The 16,590-nt window shown below is 59.6% G+C and carries 15 protein-coding genes; 13 read left to right on the top strand and 2 right to left on the bottom strand.

All coding sequences use genetic code 11. From position 1 onward, the window contains the following. The first annotated feature begins 148 nt into the window (after window positions 1-148). The 5 genes from ACYZT1_RS00460 to ACYZT1_RS00440 all read left to right on the top strand — a co-directional run bounded on the left by ACYZT1_RS00460 (window position 149) and on the right by ACYZT1_RS00440 (window position 3,957). Window positions 149-1,066 carry a LysR substrate-binding domain-containing protein gene (locus ACYZT1_RS00460; protein WP_462017165.1) on the top strand — a complete coding sequence of 306 codons (918 nt, stop codon included), beginning with the start codon at window positions 149-151 and terminating at the stop codon, window positions 1,064-1,066. 331 nt (window positions 1,067-1,397) lie between these two features. Next, the gene (gene purE, locus ACYZT1_RS00455; protein WP_150582637.1) at window positions 1,398-1,889 is read left to right on the top strand and encodes a 5-(carboxyamino)imidazole ribonucleotide mutase; all 492 of its coding nucleotides are present in this window, start codon (window positions 1,398-1,400) and stop codon (window positions 1,887-1,889) included. An 11-nt stretch (window positions 1,890-1,900) separates the two neighbouring features. Beyond that, window positions 1,901-2,983: a 5-(carboxyamino)imidazole ribonucleotide synthase gene (locus ACYZT1_RS00450; protein ID WP_462017164.1), complete on the top strand. Its 1,083-nt coding sequence runs from the start codon at window positions 1,901-1,903 to the stop codon at window positions 2,981-2,983. Between the two features lie 103 nt (window positions 2,984-3,086). Next, the gene (locus ACYZT1_RS00445) at window positions 3,087-3,332 is read left to right on the top strand and encodes a GlsB/YeaQ/YmgE family stress response membrane protein (RefSeq protein ID WP_462017163.1); all 246 of its coding nucleotides are present in this window, start codon (window positions 3,087-3,089) and stop codon (window positions 3,330-3,332) included. Between the two features lie 88 nt (window positions 3,333-3,420). After that, complete coding sequence (locus ACYZT1_RS00440) at window positions 3,421-3,957, top strand: DUF3299 domain-containing protein (RefSeq protein WP_462019319.1); 537 nt, start codon at window positions 3,421-3,423, stop codon at window positions 3,955-3,957. An 81-nt stretch (window positions 3,958-4,038) separates the two neighbouring features. On the opposite strand, the gene ACYZT1_RS00435 is transcribed toward ACYZT1_RS00440, so the two are convergent. After that, window positions 4,039-4,938: a D-hexose-6-phosphate mutarotase gene (locus ACYZT1_RS00435; RefSeq protein WP_462017162.1), complete on the bottom strand. Its 900-nt coding sequence runs from the start codon at window positions 4,936-4,938 to the stop codon at window positions 4,039-4,041. Window positions 4,939-5,010: 72 nt separating this feature from the next. Next, window positions 5,011-5,415 carry an acyl-CoA thioesterase gene (locus ACYZT1_RS00430; RefSeq protein WP_003176975.1) on the bottom strand — a complete coding sequence of 135 codons (405 nt, stop codon included), beginning with the start codon at window positions 5,413-5,415 and terminating at the stop codon, window positions 5,011-5,013. A 361-nt stretch (window positions 5,416-5,776) separates the two neighbouring features. Here ACYZT1_RS00430 and ACYZT1_RS00425 point away from each other — a divergent pair, with 361 nt between their 5' ends. From ACYZT1_RS00425 to ACYZT1_RS00390, 8 genes are all read left to right on the top strand, one after another. Further along, on the top strand, window positions 5,777-7,075 hold the full coding sequence (locus tag ACYZT1_RS00425; RefSeq protein WP_462017161.1) for an MFS transporter: 1,299 nt from the start codon (window positions 5,777-5,779) through the stop codon (window positions 7,073-7,075). A 238-nt stretch (window positions 7,076-7,313) separates the two neighbouring features. Further along, complete coding sequence (locus ACYZT1_RS00420) at window positions 7,314-8,312, top strand: phosphate ABC transporter substrate-binding protein PstS (RefSeq protein WP_462017160.1); 999 nt, start codon at window positions 7,314-7,316, stop codon at window positions 8,310-8,312. A gap of 243 nt (window positions 8,313-8,555) precedes the next feature. Beyond that, window positions 8,556-10,838 carry an ABC transporter permease subunit gene (locus ACYZT1_RS00415; protein WP_462017159.1) on the top strand — a complete coding sequence of 761 codons (2,283 nt, stop codon included), beginning with the start codon at window positions 8,556-8,558 and terminating at the stop codon, window positions 10,836-10,838. 15 nt (window positions 10,839-10,853) lie between these two features. After that, entirely contained in the window at window positions 10,854-12,524 is a 1,671-nt protein-coding gene (gene pstA, locus ACYZT1_RS00410; RefSeq protein ID WP_462017158.1) for a phosphate ABC transporter permease PstA, read from the top strand. 93 nt (window positions 12,525-12,617) lie between these two features. Next, the gene (pstB, locus tag ACYZT1_RS00405) at window positions 12,618-13,451 is read left to right on the top strand and encodes a phosphate ABC transporter ATP-binding protein PstB (protein ID WP_462017157.1); all 834 of its coding nucleotides are present in this window, start codon (window positions 12,618-12,620) and stop codon (window positions 13,449-13,451) included. A gap of 111 nt (window positions 13,452-13,562) precedes the next feature. Next, on the top strand, window positions 13,563-14,324 hold the full coding sequence (gene phoU, locus ACYZT1_RS00400; RefSeq protein ID WP_028620431.1) for a phosphate signaling complex protein PhoU: 762 nt from the start codon (window positions 13,563-13,565) through the stop codon (window positions 14,322-14,324). A 169-nt stretch (window positions 14,325-14,493) separates the two neighbouring features. Next, window positions 14,494-15,444, top strand: a complete 951-nt coding sequence (locus tag ACYZT1_RS00395; RefSeq protein ID WP_462017156.1) for a response regulator — start codon at window positions 14,494-14,496, stop codon at window positions 15,442-15,444. A gap of 212 nt (window positions 15,445-15,656) precedes the next feature. Next, on the top strand, window positions 15,657-16,553 hold the full coding sequence (locus ACYZT1_RS00390; RefSeq protein WP_462017155.1) for a peptidoglycan DD-metalloendopeptidase family protein: 897 nt from the start codon (window positions 15,657-15,659) through the stop codon (window positions 16,551-16,553). Window positions 16,554-16,590 lie beyond the last annotated feature (37 nt).

Below are 16,590 nucleotides of genomic sequence, written 5' to 3'. Positions count from 1 at the left end.
TGCCGGAACACCGCAAATGCTAGGCTTGTGGAGATTTTTCGGCCAATGCTATTAAGCGCTGGCCTATGCACATTCGGCATAATGCCGATGTGACGCCGACTTCGCGGCGAGCGTGTGAGCTAATTTGGTGCGTGTCCGGGAGGACGTGATGAATCTGGAAAGTAAATGGCTTGAGGACTTCAGTGCTCTGGCCGCCACCCGCAGCTTCTCTCAGGCGGCGGAGCGACGCTTCGTGACTCAGCCGGCGTTCAGTCGGCGAATCCGCAGCCTGGAAGCGGCGCTTGGGCTGCAACTGGTCAACCGTTCGCGCACGCCGATCGAGCTGACAGCGGCGGGCCAGTTGTTTCTGGTCACCGCAAGAACCGTGGTCGAACAGCTCGGTGAAGTGCTGCGCCATCTTCATCATCTGGAGGGCGGGCAGGGCGAAGTGATGCAAGTCGCAGCGGCGCACTCTCTGGCGCTGGGTTTCTTTCCGCGCTGGATCGCGCAGTTGCGTAACGAAGGTTTGAATATTGCCACGCGGTTGGTGGCGACCAACGTCGGCGATGCTGTGCACGCTCTGCGCGAGGGCGGATGCGATTTGATGCTGGCGTTCTACGATCCGGACGCCGCCATGCAGATGGACCCGGAAATCTTCCCGTCGCTGCACCTCGGCCAGACCGAAATGCTCCCGGTCTGCGCCGCTGATGCCAAGGGCAAGCCGCTGTTCGATCTGGAAGGTGACGCCAGTGTGCCATTGCTCGCCTATAGCGCCGGAGCATTTCTGGGGCGATCAGTGAACCTGTTGCTGCGCCAGCGTGCGCTGCGCTTCACCACCATTTACGAAACCGCCATGGCCGACAGCCTGAAGAGCATGGCGCTGGAAGGGCTGGGAATTGCCTGGGTTCCGCAGCTGAGCGTGCGCGCCGAACTGGCTCGCGGCGAGCTGGTGGTCTGCGGCGGCCCGCAATGGCATGTGCCGCTGGAGATTCGCCTGTATCGCTGCGCGCTGGTGCGCAAGGCGAATGTGCGGTTGCTGTGGCGCAAGCTGGAAGGTGGCGCGGCGCAAGGTACAACCGGTTCCTGAGACCGCTGAGGATCAAATGTGGGAGCGAGCCTGCTCGCGAAAGCGGTGTGTCAGGCAACATTGAGGTCGGCTGATGCGCCGCCTTCGCGAGCAGGCTCGCTCCTACAGGGGATTTGTAGTGTATTTGATTGACCTTCGAGTCAATAAAACCGGGCATTTGCGCCGTATGACAGATGGTCGCAATGGGGGCTGTTTATCTGCTTTATTGAGGTATACTGCGCGGCCTTCGGCCGGCTCGACTGGCCAAAATTCGTACAACAAGCCACGCTTTTTTGCGTGGCTTGTTGTTTTTTGACGCGCCTGCGGGCGCCCAGAGAGAAGAGGCACGACGATGAGCGCACTGGTTGGCGTGATCATGGGCTCCAAGTCCGATTGGTCCACCCTTAGCCACACCGCCGATATGCTGGAAAAGCTCGGCATCCCTTACGAGGTGAAAGTGGTGTCTGCCCACCGCACCCCGGACCTGCTGTTCCAGTACGCCGAAGAGGCCGAAGCGCGTGGCATCGAGGTGATCATCGCCGGTGCCGGTGGCGCGGCCCATCTGCCTGGCATGTGTGCGGCCAAGACCCACCTGCCGGTACTGGGCGTGCCAGTGCAGTCGTCGATGCTCTCGGGTGTCGATTCACTGCTTTCCATCGTGCAGATGCCGGCGGGCATTCCGGTTGCCACCCTGGCCATCGGCAAGGCGGGCGCGATCAACGCCGCGTTGCTGTCGGCGAGCATTCTGGGCGCCAAGCATCCGCAGTTCCACGACGTGCTGAAAACCTTCCGCGCTGAGCAGACGGACAGCGTTCTGGACAATCCAGACCCACGCATCGCCTGAGGTTGTTGACGATGAAGATCGGTGTAATCGGTGGCGGCCAGTTGGGCCGCATGTTGGCGCTGGCGGGTACTCCGCTGGGCATGAACTTCGCTTTTCTGGACCCGGCGCCGGATGCTTGCGCAGCCGCCCTGGGCGAGCACCTGCGGGCCGATTACGGCGATCAGGATCATCTGCGCCAGCTGGCCGATGAAGTCGATCTGGTGACCTTCGAGTTCGAAAGCGTCCCGGCGGAAACCGTCGCATTCCTTTCGCAGTTCGTGCCGGTCTACCCGAGTGCTGATGCCCTGCGCATCGCCCGCGATCGCTGGTTCGAGAAAAGCATGTTCAAGGACCTGGGCATTCCAACGCCTGCATTCGCCGATATCCAGTCGCAAGCCGATCTGGACGCCGCAGTGGCCTCTATCGGTCTGCCTGCCGTGCTGAAAACCCGCACGCTGGGTTACGACGGCAAGGGTCAGAAAGTCCTGCGCACGCCTGAAGACGTGGTCGATACGTTCGCCGAACTCGGCAGCGTGGCTTGCCTGCTGGAAGGCTTCGTACCGTTCACGGGCGAAGTTTCGCTGATCGCCGTGCGTGCTCGCGACGGTGAGACGAAGTTTTATCCACTGGTTCACAACACCCATGACAGCGGCATTCTCAAGCTGTCCGTGGCCAGCACCGATCACCCGCTGCAAGCGTTGGCGGAAGATTATTCCAGCCGCGTGCTCAAGCAGTTGAATTATGTCGGCGTGATGGCGTTCGAGTTCTTTGAAGTCGACGGCGGCCTCAAGGCCAACGAAATCGCCCCGCGCGTGCACAACTCCGGGCACTGGACCACCGAAGGCGCCGAGTGCAGCCAGTTCGAGAATCACCTGCGAGCAGTTGCCGGTCTGCCGTTGGGCTCCACCGCCAAGGTCGGCGAGAGCGCGATGGTCAACTTCATCGGTAAAGTGCCCGACACCGAAAAAGTCCTGGCCATTGCCGATTGCCATCTGCATCACTATGGCAAGGCCTTCAAGGCCGGCCGTAAGGTCGGTCACGCCAACCTGCGTTGTGCAGACCGTCAAACCCTGGCTGAGCAGATTCTGAAGGTCGAAGCGCTCATCGCCCAATAGTTTCCTGCAGTATGGGCGGAACCATTCAGGGGCCGCCGTTCTCTCATGGCAGTATGCGAAAGTCTGACTAGGCTTATAGCCATTCAAATCTGAGGGAAATGCCATGGGAATTATCGGAACCATCTTTATCGGCTTGATCGTCGGCCTGCTGGCCCGGTTCCTGAAACCGGGTGATGACAAAATGGGCTGGATCATGACCATCCTGCTCGGTATCGGCGGTTCGCTGGCGGCCACCTATGGCGGCCAGGCTCTGGGCATCTATCGTGCCGGCGAAGGCGCAGGCTTCCTGGGTGCGCTGGTTGGCGCCGTGGTGCTGCTGGTGATCTACGGTTTGATCAGAAAGCGCTGATCCAGGCGACAACGCCCTCTCTGCCAATCGTGCAGGGAGGGCTAGAATGCTCGGCGTTTCACCGTCCTTTCTTTTGCCGAGCACCGACATGCGCCGTTTTTTACTGACCTTCCTGATACTTTGTTCGGGCCTTGCCCATGCCGGCGATTTGCCGGAAACCGACTGGCTCGACCTGATGCCCAAGTCGGATCAGAAGGCCCTCGAGGCCATGCCCGAAATCGATCACGACTCCCCCGAAGCCAATGGCACCTTTACCGAAAAAGGTGGCATGAAGCAGAGCAAGGGCTTGCCGGCCGTGATGTATTCGACCAAAACCGTGCCGTCGATGAACGACAAGAGCATTCGTCTGGGGGGCTATCCGGTGCCGCTGGAGTCCGACGCTGCCGGTCGCAGCACATTGTTTTTCCTCGTGCCCTACCCGGGCGCCTGCATCCACGTGCCGCCGCCACCGCCTAATCAGTTGGTGCTGGTGCGTTTTCCGAAGGGGTTGAAGCTGGACGACATCTACACGCCGTTGTGGGTGACCGGCACGCTGAAAATAGAAAAGGTCAACAATGACCTGGCTGACGCGGCGTACGCGCTGGACGCGGAGAAAGTGCGGGTGGTACAGGAATCGGATTTGTAATTCGGGGTTGGTTTGAAAGATCGCAGCCCCGTCGTTTGAAGCAGGAGCTGTCGAGTGAAGCGAGGCTGCGATCTTTTGATCTTAAAAAATTATGCTGCCAATGCTCACACCCAGCGTATGGTTCCCACCCGGTGCCAACGTGACCACGTCATCCATCACATTCGCCGTCTCGATGCACAGCATCCGCTGCCAGCCGTCATCCGCCATATCGCTGAACGCCGCCGCACGATCGATCCACGGATTCCAGATTACCGCCGAGCGCGATCCGCTGCTGGTCAGCTCGACACGCCGTTCCCACGCTGGATCAACGATGGTCAGTTGCGCAGGCACATCGAGATAGATTCGGTCGGTCTCGCCGGTAAACCGCAGATCACCCACCTGAGGCTTGATCTTCCAGTCATCCAGGGTCTCGATGTAACGCAAGCCATCCAGTCCTTCGACATGCACATTGCGCACATCGCTGACGGCGAAATAGCTGTGCAACGCCTGGCTGATGGTGACCTCTTCGGCCCCTTGGTTATGACTGGTCAGGCTGATGTGCAGTTGCTCGTCCAGGCGCAGGCTCAGCTTTAAATCGACCTGATGCGGCCAACCCGGCAAACCACCTTCGGGGTAGGGCAGGACAAACTCCACCTTCAGGCACTCACCTTCGGTTTCGATACCGCCCAGTTGCCAGTCCATCGTCCGTACCAGACCGTGAGCCGGCGCTTCTTCATGACTGACGCGCATCGCCTGAACGCTCTGCGGGTTGCGCGAGAGATTGCCAAACCACGGCCAGCACACCGGTACACCGGCGCGGATGCTCTTGCCGGTCTTGAACACGGCCTCGTCGTTCAGCCAGATCAGCGGCGGCTGTCCGGCCAACTGATAACTGAGGATGTGCGCGCCTTGCTGGGCCACCAGCAATTCCGCCTGACCGTGGCGTATGCGCCAGCAGTTCAGGTCGTCCAGTTTCATGGCTTCAACGTTGGGCGTGCTCATGGGGCAACTCTCGATCAGGGACAATGACTGCAATGGACCGCAGAACGGTCACCGCGTTTAACGCTGTCTGGCTTAACGAGCTCTGGAAGGCACCGAGCGGGTACGGCCGCTGCCATCGATGGCAACAAATACGAACACCGCTTCGGTCACTTTGCGCCATTCGCTGGACAGGGGGTCGTCGCTCCATACTTCGACCATCATCTGAATCGAGCTACGGCCGATTTCCAGCGCCTGGGTATAAAAGGAGAGCTGCGCGCCCACTGCCACAGGGACCAGAAACGCCATCCGATCAATCGCAACCGTTGCCACCCGGCCGCCCGCAACTTTGCTGGCCATCGCGGTGCCCGCCAAATCCATCTGCGCCACCAGCCAGCCGCCGAAAATATCGCCAAAGCCGTTGGTTTCGCGGGGGAGCGCGGTGATTTGCAGGGCCAGGTCGCCCTGCGGAATTGGATCTTCTTGTTCGAGCTCTATCATGCCGGGGGTGCCTCTGACCCGTGACTCTTCATTGGTATAGCGGGTAAGTAGCCGTCTTGGAAAAACGATCGAGCCTCGAACATACGCTGTTCGCAATGTTTTTCGTAAGGCGCCTAAAGGGAAACTCTGCGAAATCGCCTGTGAAGCGGGCAGGCGTTTTCGCACAGCAACCCTTTCAATCTGTTGCAGGATCGCGAGTATATCGGTCGGTAGACTCCGAGACGACCGTCCGGTTCTGATTTTGACCGTCAATTACGCACCTCCATGTGCTTTTTCGAACAATTTGTTATCGTGCCGAACCGCCCAAGCCTCTGCCAGCGTTGTCGAGGCTGCAGATTCGACTATAAGAGAAGCCCTTGCCATGACCATAGCGCCCTCCAGCGTCGCGCAACCGACCCAGCCCGCGCGTCCCTTGACCCGCAACGACTACAAGACCTTATCGCTGTCCGCCCTGGGCGGCGCGCTGGAGTTCTACGACTTCATCATTTTCGTGTTTTTCGCCACAGTGGTCGGCAAGCTGTTCTTTCCGGCCGACATGCCCGAGTGGCTGCGCCTTATGCAGACGTTCGGCATCTTCGCTGCCGGCTACCTGGCGCGGCCGTTGGGTGGCATCGTCATGGCGCACTTTGGCGATCTGCTGGGCCGCAAAAAGATGTTCACCCTGAGCATTTTCATGATGGCGGTACCGACCCTGATCATGGGGTTGCTGCCGACGTATGCGCAGATCGGCATGTGGGCACCGATCCTGTTGCTGCTGATGCGGGTGATTCAGGGCGCGGCAATTGGCGGGGAAGTGCCGGGCGCGTGGGTATTCGTTTCTGAACATGTGCCGCAGCGGCACATCGGTTACGCCTGCGGCACCCTGACCAGCGGTTTGACCGCGGGCATTTTGCTGGGCTCGCTGGTGGCCACGGCGATCAACAGTATTTACACGCCGGTGGAAGTCTCGGATTACGCCTGGCGAATCCCGTTCCTGCTGGGCGGTGTGTTCGGCTTGTTCTCGGTCTACCTGCGTCGCTGGTTGCACGAGACGCCGGTGTTTGCCGAGCTGCAATTACGCAAGGCCTTGGCCGAAGAAGTGCCGCTGCGCGCGGTGTTGCGTGATCATCGCGGGGCGATTCTGATTTCGATGCTGCTGACGTGGTTGCTGTCGGCAGGTGTTGTGGTGCTGATCCTGATGACGCCAACTGTGCTGCAGACGGTCTACCAGTTTTCGCCAACCACGGCCCTGCAGTCCAACAGCATTGCGATCGTGTTCCTGAGCATCGGCTGCATCATCGCCGGTGCCCTGGCGGACCGCTTCGGTGCAGGCCGGGTATTTGTCTTCGGCTGCGCCGGGTTGCTGGTCAGCTCCTGGACTTTCTACCACAGCCTGGCGGATCACCCGAACTGGCTATTCCCGCTGTACGCGCTGACGGGATTTTTGGTCGGCACCATCGGTGCGGTGCCGTACGTGATGGTCAAAGCGTTCCCGCCAGTGGTGCGGTTCAGCGGTTTGTCGTTTTCGTACAACGTCGCCTACGCCATCTTCGGCGGCCTCACGCCAATGATCGTCAGCCTGCTCCTGAAAGAAAGCCCGATGGGCCCGGCCTATTACGTGGCGGTGCTGTGCGGCGTGGGGATTGCGGTGGGTGGGTATCTTTGGAAGAAGGGGCGCTGATCTCGACTTCTTTATCGTTTGCACTGGCCCCATCGCCAGCAGGCTGGCTCCCACATGGGTTCTATGCGCACTTCAGATCCCTGTAGGAGCTAGCCTGCTAGCGATCGGGCGCCTTGATTATTCAATGCAAACCAAATGATGGCCTTTCATCCAATTGTCATATTTCAGCCATAGAGTGTTCACACGGCCTGCTGATACTTGGCCCCGACTTAAACACCCTATCTGCTAGGAGTAAGGCATGAAACTGAAGCGTTTGATGGCGGCAATGACTTTTGTCGCTGCTGGCGTTGCGACTGCCAACGCGGTTGCCGCTGTTGACCCTGCTATCCCGAGCTACACCAAGACCACTGGTGTGTCGGGCAACCTGTCCAGCGTCGGTTCCGATACCCTGGCCAACCTCATGACCCTCTGGGCCGAGAACTACAAAAAAGAATACCCGAACGTAAATATCCAGATTCAGGCCGCCGGTTCGTCCACCGCGCCACCTGCGCTGACTGAAGGCACCGCTAACCTGGGCCCGATGAGCCGCAAGATGAAGGACAACGAGCTGCAAGCCTTCGAAACCAAATATGGCTACAAGCCAACCGCTATCCCGGTTGCCGTGGATGCCTTGGCGGTGTTCGTGCACAAGGATAACCCGATCAAGGGTCTGACCATGGAACAAGTCGACGCGATTTTCTCGTCCACTCGTCTGTGCGGCGGTAAAGCCGACGTGAAAACCTGGGGTGATCTGGGTGTGACTGGCGACCTGGCGAACAAGCCGGTTCAATTGTTCGGTCGTAACTCGGTATCCGGCACCTATGGCTACTTCAAAGAAGAAGCCCTGTGCAAAGGTGACTTCAAAGCCAACGTCAACGAACAGCCAGGCTCGGCTTCGGTTGTGCAATCGATCAGCTCTTCGCTGAACGGCGTGGGTTACTCGGGCATCGGTTACAAGACCGCTAGCGTAAAGACAGTGGCTCTGGCTAAAAAAGGCACCACCGAGTTCGTCGAAGACACCGAAGAAAACGCCCTGAACGGCAAGTATCCGCTGTCGCGTTTCCTCTACGTTTACGTCAACAAAGCTCCGAACAAGCCTCTGGCGCCGCTGGAAGCCGAGTTCGTGAAGCTGATTCTGTCCAAACAGGGTCAGGAAGTTGTGGTGAAAGACGGCTACATCCCGCTGCCGGCCAAGGTTGCTGCCAAAGCACTGGCTGACCTGGGCTTGCAGGAAGGCGCCAACGTAGTAAAAAAGTAAAACCCTGATCCGGGGCTAGCCCCGGATCTGTAGGAGCTGTCGAGTGAAACGAGGCTGCGATCTTTTGACCTGGCTTTAACCGCAAGATCAAAAGATCGCAGCCTCGATACCCTCGACAGCTCCTACAGAAGCCGGGTTGCCCGGCCCTCAACTTTCAGTCCGCTGCCTGTCCCTGCAGGCGGCGGATTTGTCGCGTCACTGCACTGTCATCTTTCTGTCATACAGGATCGCTAGGGTGTGCGCATGAATGATCTGGCCAATTCTCCAATGACTACAAATCCCCCCAAGCGGATTGACTTCAATACGCCTGAGTTGCAACGCAAGCGCCGTATTCGTGCGCTCAAGGATCGCTTCACGCGCTGGTACGTTCTGATCGGCGGGCTGGCGGTGCTGGCAGCGATCACCCTGATCTTCTTCTTTCTTGCCTACGTGGTTGCGCCACTGTTCAAGGGTGCCGACCTGGAAGTGCAGGATGCGATCGCTCCGGCGTGGATGCAGGACGCTGGCAAGCCATTGATGATTTCCCTCGAAGAACAGAATCAGGTGGCCATGCGTGTGTCCGACAGGGGCCAGGCACTGTTCTTCGATATCGACAGCGGCGCCGAACTCAAGCGCGTCGACCTGCCGGTTCCGGCCGGGGCCAGCGTTACCGCCATCGGCGAAGACCAACCCGGCCAACCGCTGGTGGCCGTGGGTTTCTCCAACGGTCAGGCGCTGGTGTTTCGCCACACCTATAAAGTCTCCTACCCGGACGGCAAGAAAACCATTTCGCCGGCTATCGAATACCCGTATGGCGAGACACCGATTGCGCTCAACGAGGCGGGTGGGACACTGGAGCACGTCAGTCTCAACGCGACCGATTCGACCCTGATGCTGGTGGGTTCCACGGGTTCGCAACTCAACGTTCTGTCGCTCACCAGCGAAGAGAACATGATGACGGGCGAAGTGACCAACGAGCAGAAGCGCATCGAGCTGCCGCAGATGACCGAACCGGTGAAGAACATCTTCGTCGACCCGCGCCAACAGTGGCTGTACGTGATCAACGGTCGTGCACAAGCCGACGTATTCAGCCTGCGCGACAAGAGCCTTAACGGTCGCTACAAACTGCTCGAGAACGGCGATGACCAAATCACCGCCAGTGCTCAGCTGGTGGGCGGTATCTCGTTGATTCTCGGCGATTCCAAGGGCAACCTGGCCCAGTGGTTCATGGCGCGGGATGCGGACGGCGAGTCGCGTTTGAAGCAGATTCGTACCTTCCACATGGGCAGCGCGCCGATCGTCGAAATCACCGCCGAAGAGCGCCGCAAAGGTTTCGTCGCGCTGGATGCTTCCGGCAAGCTTGGCGTGTTCCACAGCACCGCTCACCGCACGCTGCTTGTCGATCAAGTGGTCGAAGGCCAAGGCATTTTCGGTCTGTCGCCACGGGCTAACCGGATCATCGTGGAGCAGGGCGGCAAGCTGCAACCGTTGCTGCTGGATAACCCGCACCCGGAAGTTTCCTGGAGCGCGCTGTGGAGCAAGGTCTGGTACGAAAACTACGACGAACCTAAATACGTCTGGCAATCGACCGCCGCCAACACCGATTTCGAACCCAAAATGAGCCTCGCGCCGCTGACCTTCGGGACGCTGAAGGCCGCGTTCTACGCCATGCTGCTGGCCGCGCCACTGGCCGTTGCCGCCGCAATCTACACCGCTTACTTCATGGCCCCGAGCCTGCGCCGCAAGGTCAAACCGGTCATCGAATTGATGGAAGCGATGCCGACGGTGATCCTCGGTTTCTTCGCCGGTCTGTTCCTCGCGCCCTATGTCGAAGGGCATCTGCCGGGCATCTTCAGCCTGCTGATGTTGTTGCCGATCGGCATTCTGTTGGCCGGTTTCATCTTCAGTCGCCTGCCCGAGTCGATCCGCCTGAAAGTGCCGGACGGCTGGGAAAGCGCGATGCTGATCCCGGTCATCCTGTTCATCGGTTGGCTCTCGCTGTACATGAGCCCGTACATGGAAAACTGGTTCTTCGGTGGCGACATGCGCATGTGGATTTCCCACGACCTGGGCATTACCTACGACCAGCGCAATGCACTGGTGGTGGGCCTGGCCATGGGCTTCGCAGTGATCCCGAACATCTATTCCATCGCCGAAGACGCCGTATTCAGCGTACCGCGCGGCCTCACCCTCGGTTCCCTGGCCCTCGGTGCCACGCCGTGGCAGACCATGACGCGGGTGGTGATCCTTACCGCCAGCCCGGGTATTTTCTCGGCGCTGATGATCGGCATGGGCCGTGCGGTCGGGGAAACCATGATCGTGCTGATGGCCACCGGTAACACGCCGGTCATGGAAATGAATCTGTTTGAAGGTCTGCGTACGCTGGCCGCCAACGTCGCGGTGGAAATGCCCGAATCGGAAGTCGGCGGCAGCCACTACCGCGTGCTGTTCCTCTCGGCGCTGGTGCTGCTGCTGTTCACCTTTGTCATGAACACCCTCGCGGAACTGATTCGTCAGCGTCTGCGCAAGAAATACTCGTCGCTTTAAGAAAGGTAGAAGTCTGTGAAACAGAACTCCCTGAACGGATGGTTCAAGAGCGGCGCCCCTGGCGTCTGGATCAGCGGTGGCGCGGTGTCCATCGCGGTCATCATGACCATTGGCCTGCTGGCAGTGATTGCCGTGCGCGGTCTGGGTCACTTCTGGCCGGCGGACCTGGTGCATGCCAGCTACAACGTGCCGGGCCAGGCCAATCACCTGGTGATCGGCGAAATAGTGCAAAAAGAACAAGTGCCGCGCGAGCGTCTGAAAAGCGCAGGTTTGCCGGTGCCGGACGAAGGCCCGGAGTTCATGACCCGCGAGCTGATCAAGGTCGGCAACCGTGACCTGAACGGCAACGACTTCACCTGGATCGTCGGCGAGTGGCTGACCAACCAGACGACGCCGCCGGAACTGATGGCCATTGAACGTCGCGAGTGGGGCAACTTTTACGGTTACCTGGTCAACGTCAAAGAGAGCGGCAAAGTCATCGCTGAAGGCGAAGCCGCGTGGCCGGAACTGCAGGCGCGGGTCGCTCGCGTCAACGAGCTCGCTGCCCAGCTCAAGTCCCTGGAAAAAATCGACATCGGCGCCATCAACGCCGGCCTCGAACGCATCCGCTTGCAAGGTCGCAAACTGGAGCTTTCCGGTACGCTGGACGCCGCTGCACAAGCCGACATGGACGCTGATCGTGCAGAGTTGAACGCACGCTATCAGGACATCGAAGCACGCCTGGCCGATTTGCATGCCCAGTTCAACCGCGACAGCCTCACCGCCCGCGATGCCAACGGTAAAGAAGTGGTGATCGACATCGGCAAAGTGGTTCACGCCTTCCAGCCGAACGCGATGGGCACCTTCACCAAGATCAGCTTTTATTTCAGCAAGGTCTGGGAATTCCTGAGCGACGACCCGCGTGAAGCGAACACCGAAGGCGGGATCTTCCCGGCAATTTTCGGCACCGTGATGATGACGTTGATCATGGCGATGATCGTGACCCCGTTCGGTGTGCTGGCAGCGGTTTACCTGCGCGAGTACGCCAAACAGAACGCATTGACCCGGATCATCCGTATCGCGGTCAACAACCTGGCCGGTGTGCCGGCAATCGTTTACGGCGTGTTCGGCCTGGGCTTCTTCGTGTACGTTCTGGGCGGCTCGGTCGACCGCTTGTTCTTCCCGGAAGCATTGCCGGCGCCGACCTTCGGTACACCGGGCCTGCTCTGGGCTTCCCTGACCCTGGCGCTGCTGGCGGTGCCGGTGGTCATCGTGGCCACAGAAGAAGGCCTGGCGCGGATTCCGCGCACTGTGCGTGAAGGTTCGCTGGCGCTTGGCGCGACCAAGGCTGAAACCTTGTGGAAGATCGTGCTGCCAATGGCCAGCCCGGCGATGATGACCGGCATGATTCTCGCCGTGGCGCGTGCCGCGGGCGAAGTAGCGCCGCTGATGCTGGTGGGCGTGGTGAAACTGGCCCCGTCGCTGCCGCTGGATGGCAACTACCCCTACCTGCACCTTGACCAGAAGATCATGCACCTTGGCTTCCATATTTATGACGTCGGCTTCCAGAGCCCTAACGTCGAAGCCGCGCGGCCGCTGGTGTACGCCACAGCGTTCCTGCTGGTGCTGGTGATCGCGACACTGAACCTGTCGGCCGTTTACATCCGCAACCACCTGCGCGAGAAGTACAAAGCGCTGGATAGCTAAAGCCATTAGCCACAAGCGGCAAGCTACCAGCCGCTTTTGCTCAAATCTTGCAGCTTGCAGCTTGACGCTGGCAGCTACGAACGGAGTGAGACCATGCAGCATGAAAATCACACCCACGGCATCAACATGTCTGCCCTGGGTCGCGACAAGCAGAGCCTGAGCCTCGAGCAGGAAACCGTGGCTATCGAAGTGCCGGGCCTGAGCCTGTTCTACGGCGACAAACAAGCGCTGTACGACGTCAGCCTGAACATTCCGAAACAGCGCGTGACTGCGTTCATCGGCCCGTCCGGCTGCGGCAAGTCAACGCTGCTGCGTACGTTCAACCGCATGAACGATCTGGTCGACGGCTGCCGCGTTGAAGGCGCGATCAACCTCTACGGCAACAACATCTACCGCAAGGGCGAAGACGTTGCCGAGTTGCGTCGGCGCGTTGGCATGGTGTTTCAGAAGCCTAACCCGTTTCCGAAAACCATCTACGAAAACGTGGTGTACGGCCTGCGGATTCAGGGCATCAACAAGAAGCGTATTCTCGATGAAGCCGTTGAGTGGGCGCTGAAAGGCGCGGCGCTGTGGGACGAGGTCAAAGACCGTCTGCATGAATCGGCACTGGGCTTGTCCGGTGGTCAACAGCAACGTCTGGTGATCGCGCGCACCATCGCCGTGGAGCCGGAAGTGCTGCTGCTCGATGAACCGTGCTCGGCACTCGACCCGATCTCGACGCTGAAAGTCGAAGAGCTGATCTACGAACTGAAATCGAAGTTCACCATCGTCATCGTGACCCACAACATGCAGCAAGCTGCGCGGGTTTCCGACTACACGGCGTTCATGTACATGGGCAAGCTGGTGGAATTCGGCGATACCGATACGCTGTTCACCAACCCGGCGAAGAAGCAGACCGAAGATTACATTACCGGTCGTTACGGCTAGCCATGCAGCCGCAAGCTTCAAGCGGCAAGACAGAAGCTGTGAGATCAGGACCTACATTTAACTGCTTGAAGCTTGCGGCTTGAAGCTTGCAACTTTCGCGGAGCGAACAACATGATTTCTAAGGAAGGCCTTACCCACCACATTTCCGCGCAGTTCAACGCCGAACTCGAAGAAGTGCGCAGCCATCTCCTGGCCATGGGCGGGCTGGTGGAGAAGCAGGTCAATGACGCGGTGACCGCGCTGATCGAGGCCGACTCCGGTCTGGCCCAGCAGGTTCGCGAGATCGACGACCAGATCAACCAGATGGAACGCAACATCGACGAAGAATGCCTGCGCATTCTGGCTCGTCGTCAGCCTGCGGCCTCTGACTTGCGGCTGATCATCAGCATCTCCAAGTCGGTGATCGACCTGGAGCGCATCGGTGATGAAGCGACCAAGATCGCCCGTCGCGCGATTCAGTTGTGTGAAGAAGGCGAAGCGCCGCGCGGTTACGTCGAGGTGCGGCACATCGGCGACCAGGTGCGCAACATGGTCCGCGATGCGCTGGACGCTTTTGCCCGCTTCGACGCCGATCTGGCGTTGTCGGTGGCGCAATACGACAAGATCATCGACCGCGAATACAAGACGGCGCTGCGCGAACTGGCCACCTACATGATGGAAGATCCGCGCTCTATCTCGCGGGTTCTGAGCATTATCTGGGTGCTGCGTTCGCTGGAGCGCATCGGCGACCACGCGCGCAATATCTCCGAGCTGGTGATTTACCTGGTGCGTGGCACCGACGTACGTCACCTGGGCCTCAAGCGCATGAAGGAAGAAGTTGAGGGCACAAGTGGTGAAAACGCTAATGTTCCAGGCGTAGCGGACGATAAGTAAGATTGCCCTGGTAAAGCGCCCGGCCTTATGGCCGGGCGTTTTCGTTTACGGGCTTGCGAATTCGAATGCAGCACCCGCGAACGAAAAGTCCCGGCGTGACTGAAGCTTTTTGGCAAAGTGCCATCAGATAAGGCGGTAGCCTTGCCGGGATTTTTTATAGGGGTGATGGATGAGTAAGGTCAGTGTGTTGGTCGTGGACGATGCGTCGTTCATTCGTGACCTGGTGAAAAAATGCCTGCGCAATTACTTCCCGGGCATCCGCATTGAAGATGCGGTCAACGGCAAGAAAGCTCAGTCGATTCTGGCCCGCGAAGCGTTCGACCTGGTCCTGTGCGACTGGGAAATGCCGGAAATGTCCGGCCTGGAACTGCTGACCTGGTGCCGCGAGCAGGACAACCTCAAGACCATGCCCTTCGTGATGGTGACCAGCCGTGGCGACAAAGAGAACGTTGTGCAGGCGATTCAGGCCGGCGTTTCCGGTTACGTCAGCAAACCTTTCACGAATGAACAACTGCTGACCAAGGTCAAGCAGGCGCTGAACAAGGTTGGCAAGCTCGACACGTTGATGAACAGCGCTCCGACCAAGATGAACTCGGCCTTCGGCAACGATTCCCTGAGTGCATTGACCGGTGGCAAGGCTGCCGCGGTGGGCGTTGTGGCGGCACCGGTGGCTGTCGCCAGACCTGCTGCTGTCGCACCTGCCCCAGCGGCCAGTGCGCCGTCTCGAGGCTTGCTCAACAGCCCGCCGGTCAAGGCAGCGCCTGCTCCGGCCGCGCCTGCCAGCGGCCGTGGTCAAGGCCAGCTGCGTTTGCCAAATGGCATTCAACAATGCGTGATCAAGGCCCTGAGCCTCAAGGAAGCGTTGCTGGTGGTGAAACGCACCGAGGCGCTGCCGCAAATCCTCGACAGCGCAGTGCTCGATATGGAACAGGGCGAAAATGCTGAAGTCGCGCGTTTAAATGGTTACCTGCACGCCATCGTGGCGTTCGAGCAGAAACCGGACAGCGAGTGGCTGCAACTGACTTTCCGCTTCGTGGACCAGGACGCGCAGAAGCTCGACTACATCTCGCGCCTGATCGCGCGCGGAACAGCGCAGAAGCATTTCATTCCTGGCGCGTAATCTTCGTCGCATGACGGCTCGCCATCGTCGGAACGCCGTCCGGAGCAAGTTTGCTCCCACATTGTCCTATGTGGGAGCGAGGCTTGCCCGCGAAGGGGCCACTCCATCCACCGTTCATCTCCCAACCTGCCGATTTGAAACATCTACCCGCTACCCGGGTCCATTGCACCTGCTAGGCTCCCACCCAAGTCTCACTCGACAGATACCTGCCCATGCTCGCGCGCCTGTTATTGTTCTGTGGTCTGTTCGTGGCCTGCACGTCGGCCTTGGCCATGACCATCTACAAGTCCAAAGACGCCAATGGCGTGGTCTCCTACAGCGACCGCCCCACGAAAGGCTCCAAGGTGTTCGTTTTTCGTGATCGCATGGAAGAACACCTCGAGCGACAGGTGTACCTCGACATCCAGAAGCACAAAGGCGCGGACAGTGTGTTCGTGCGCAACGACCTGTACGCTCCCGTCGAAATCGAGCTGAGCTTCTCCGGACTGAAAAACGTCAGCGGGGCACCGAGCCGGCCGATCCGGCGGGTCATGCCGGCGCGCAGCCGGATCCGCCTGGCGCTGCTCACGCCAGAACAGACCGGTCGGCCGCTCGTGTATGTCCCGAAGTTCGAATATTCCCTGGGCGACCCTTCAGGCACCGCCATGGCCTATCGATACCCGTTGCCGTGGCGCGGCGGCCCGTTTCGTCTGAGTCAGGGCGCCAACGGCCAATACAGTCACTACGGAGCGAAAAATCGCTACGCGATGGACATCGCCATGCCCGAAGGCACACCGATCATCGCGTCACGCGGCGGCATCGTGGTGAAAACCGAGAATAGACAGACCGGCCGCGGTACCGACCCGGCAGGCAATTTCGTGCGGGTGTTGCACGATGACGGGACGATGGGCGTCTATCTGCACCTGCAGAGGGGCTCGGTAAGCGTGCGCGAGGGGCAGCGGGTGTCGGTGGGCAGTGCCTTGGCGTTGTCGGGCAACACCGGCAACAGCAGCGGGCCGCACCTGCATTTCGTGGTGCAGCGCAATACCGGGTTGGGGCTGGTATCGATCCCGTTTCAGTTCGTCCAACCGGTGGGCAATCTGCCGAATTTTGCGCTGGGTAAACAATGAAGCCTGCTCGTCACAACAGCCGTTTCGCCACAAACGC

The sequence above is a fragment of the Pseudomonas sp. PB3P13 genome (assembly GCF_054897735.1).
Note: the sequence above shows the minus strand (reverse complement) of the source record. Positions and strands in the feature narration are given on the sequence as shown.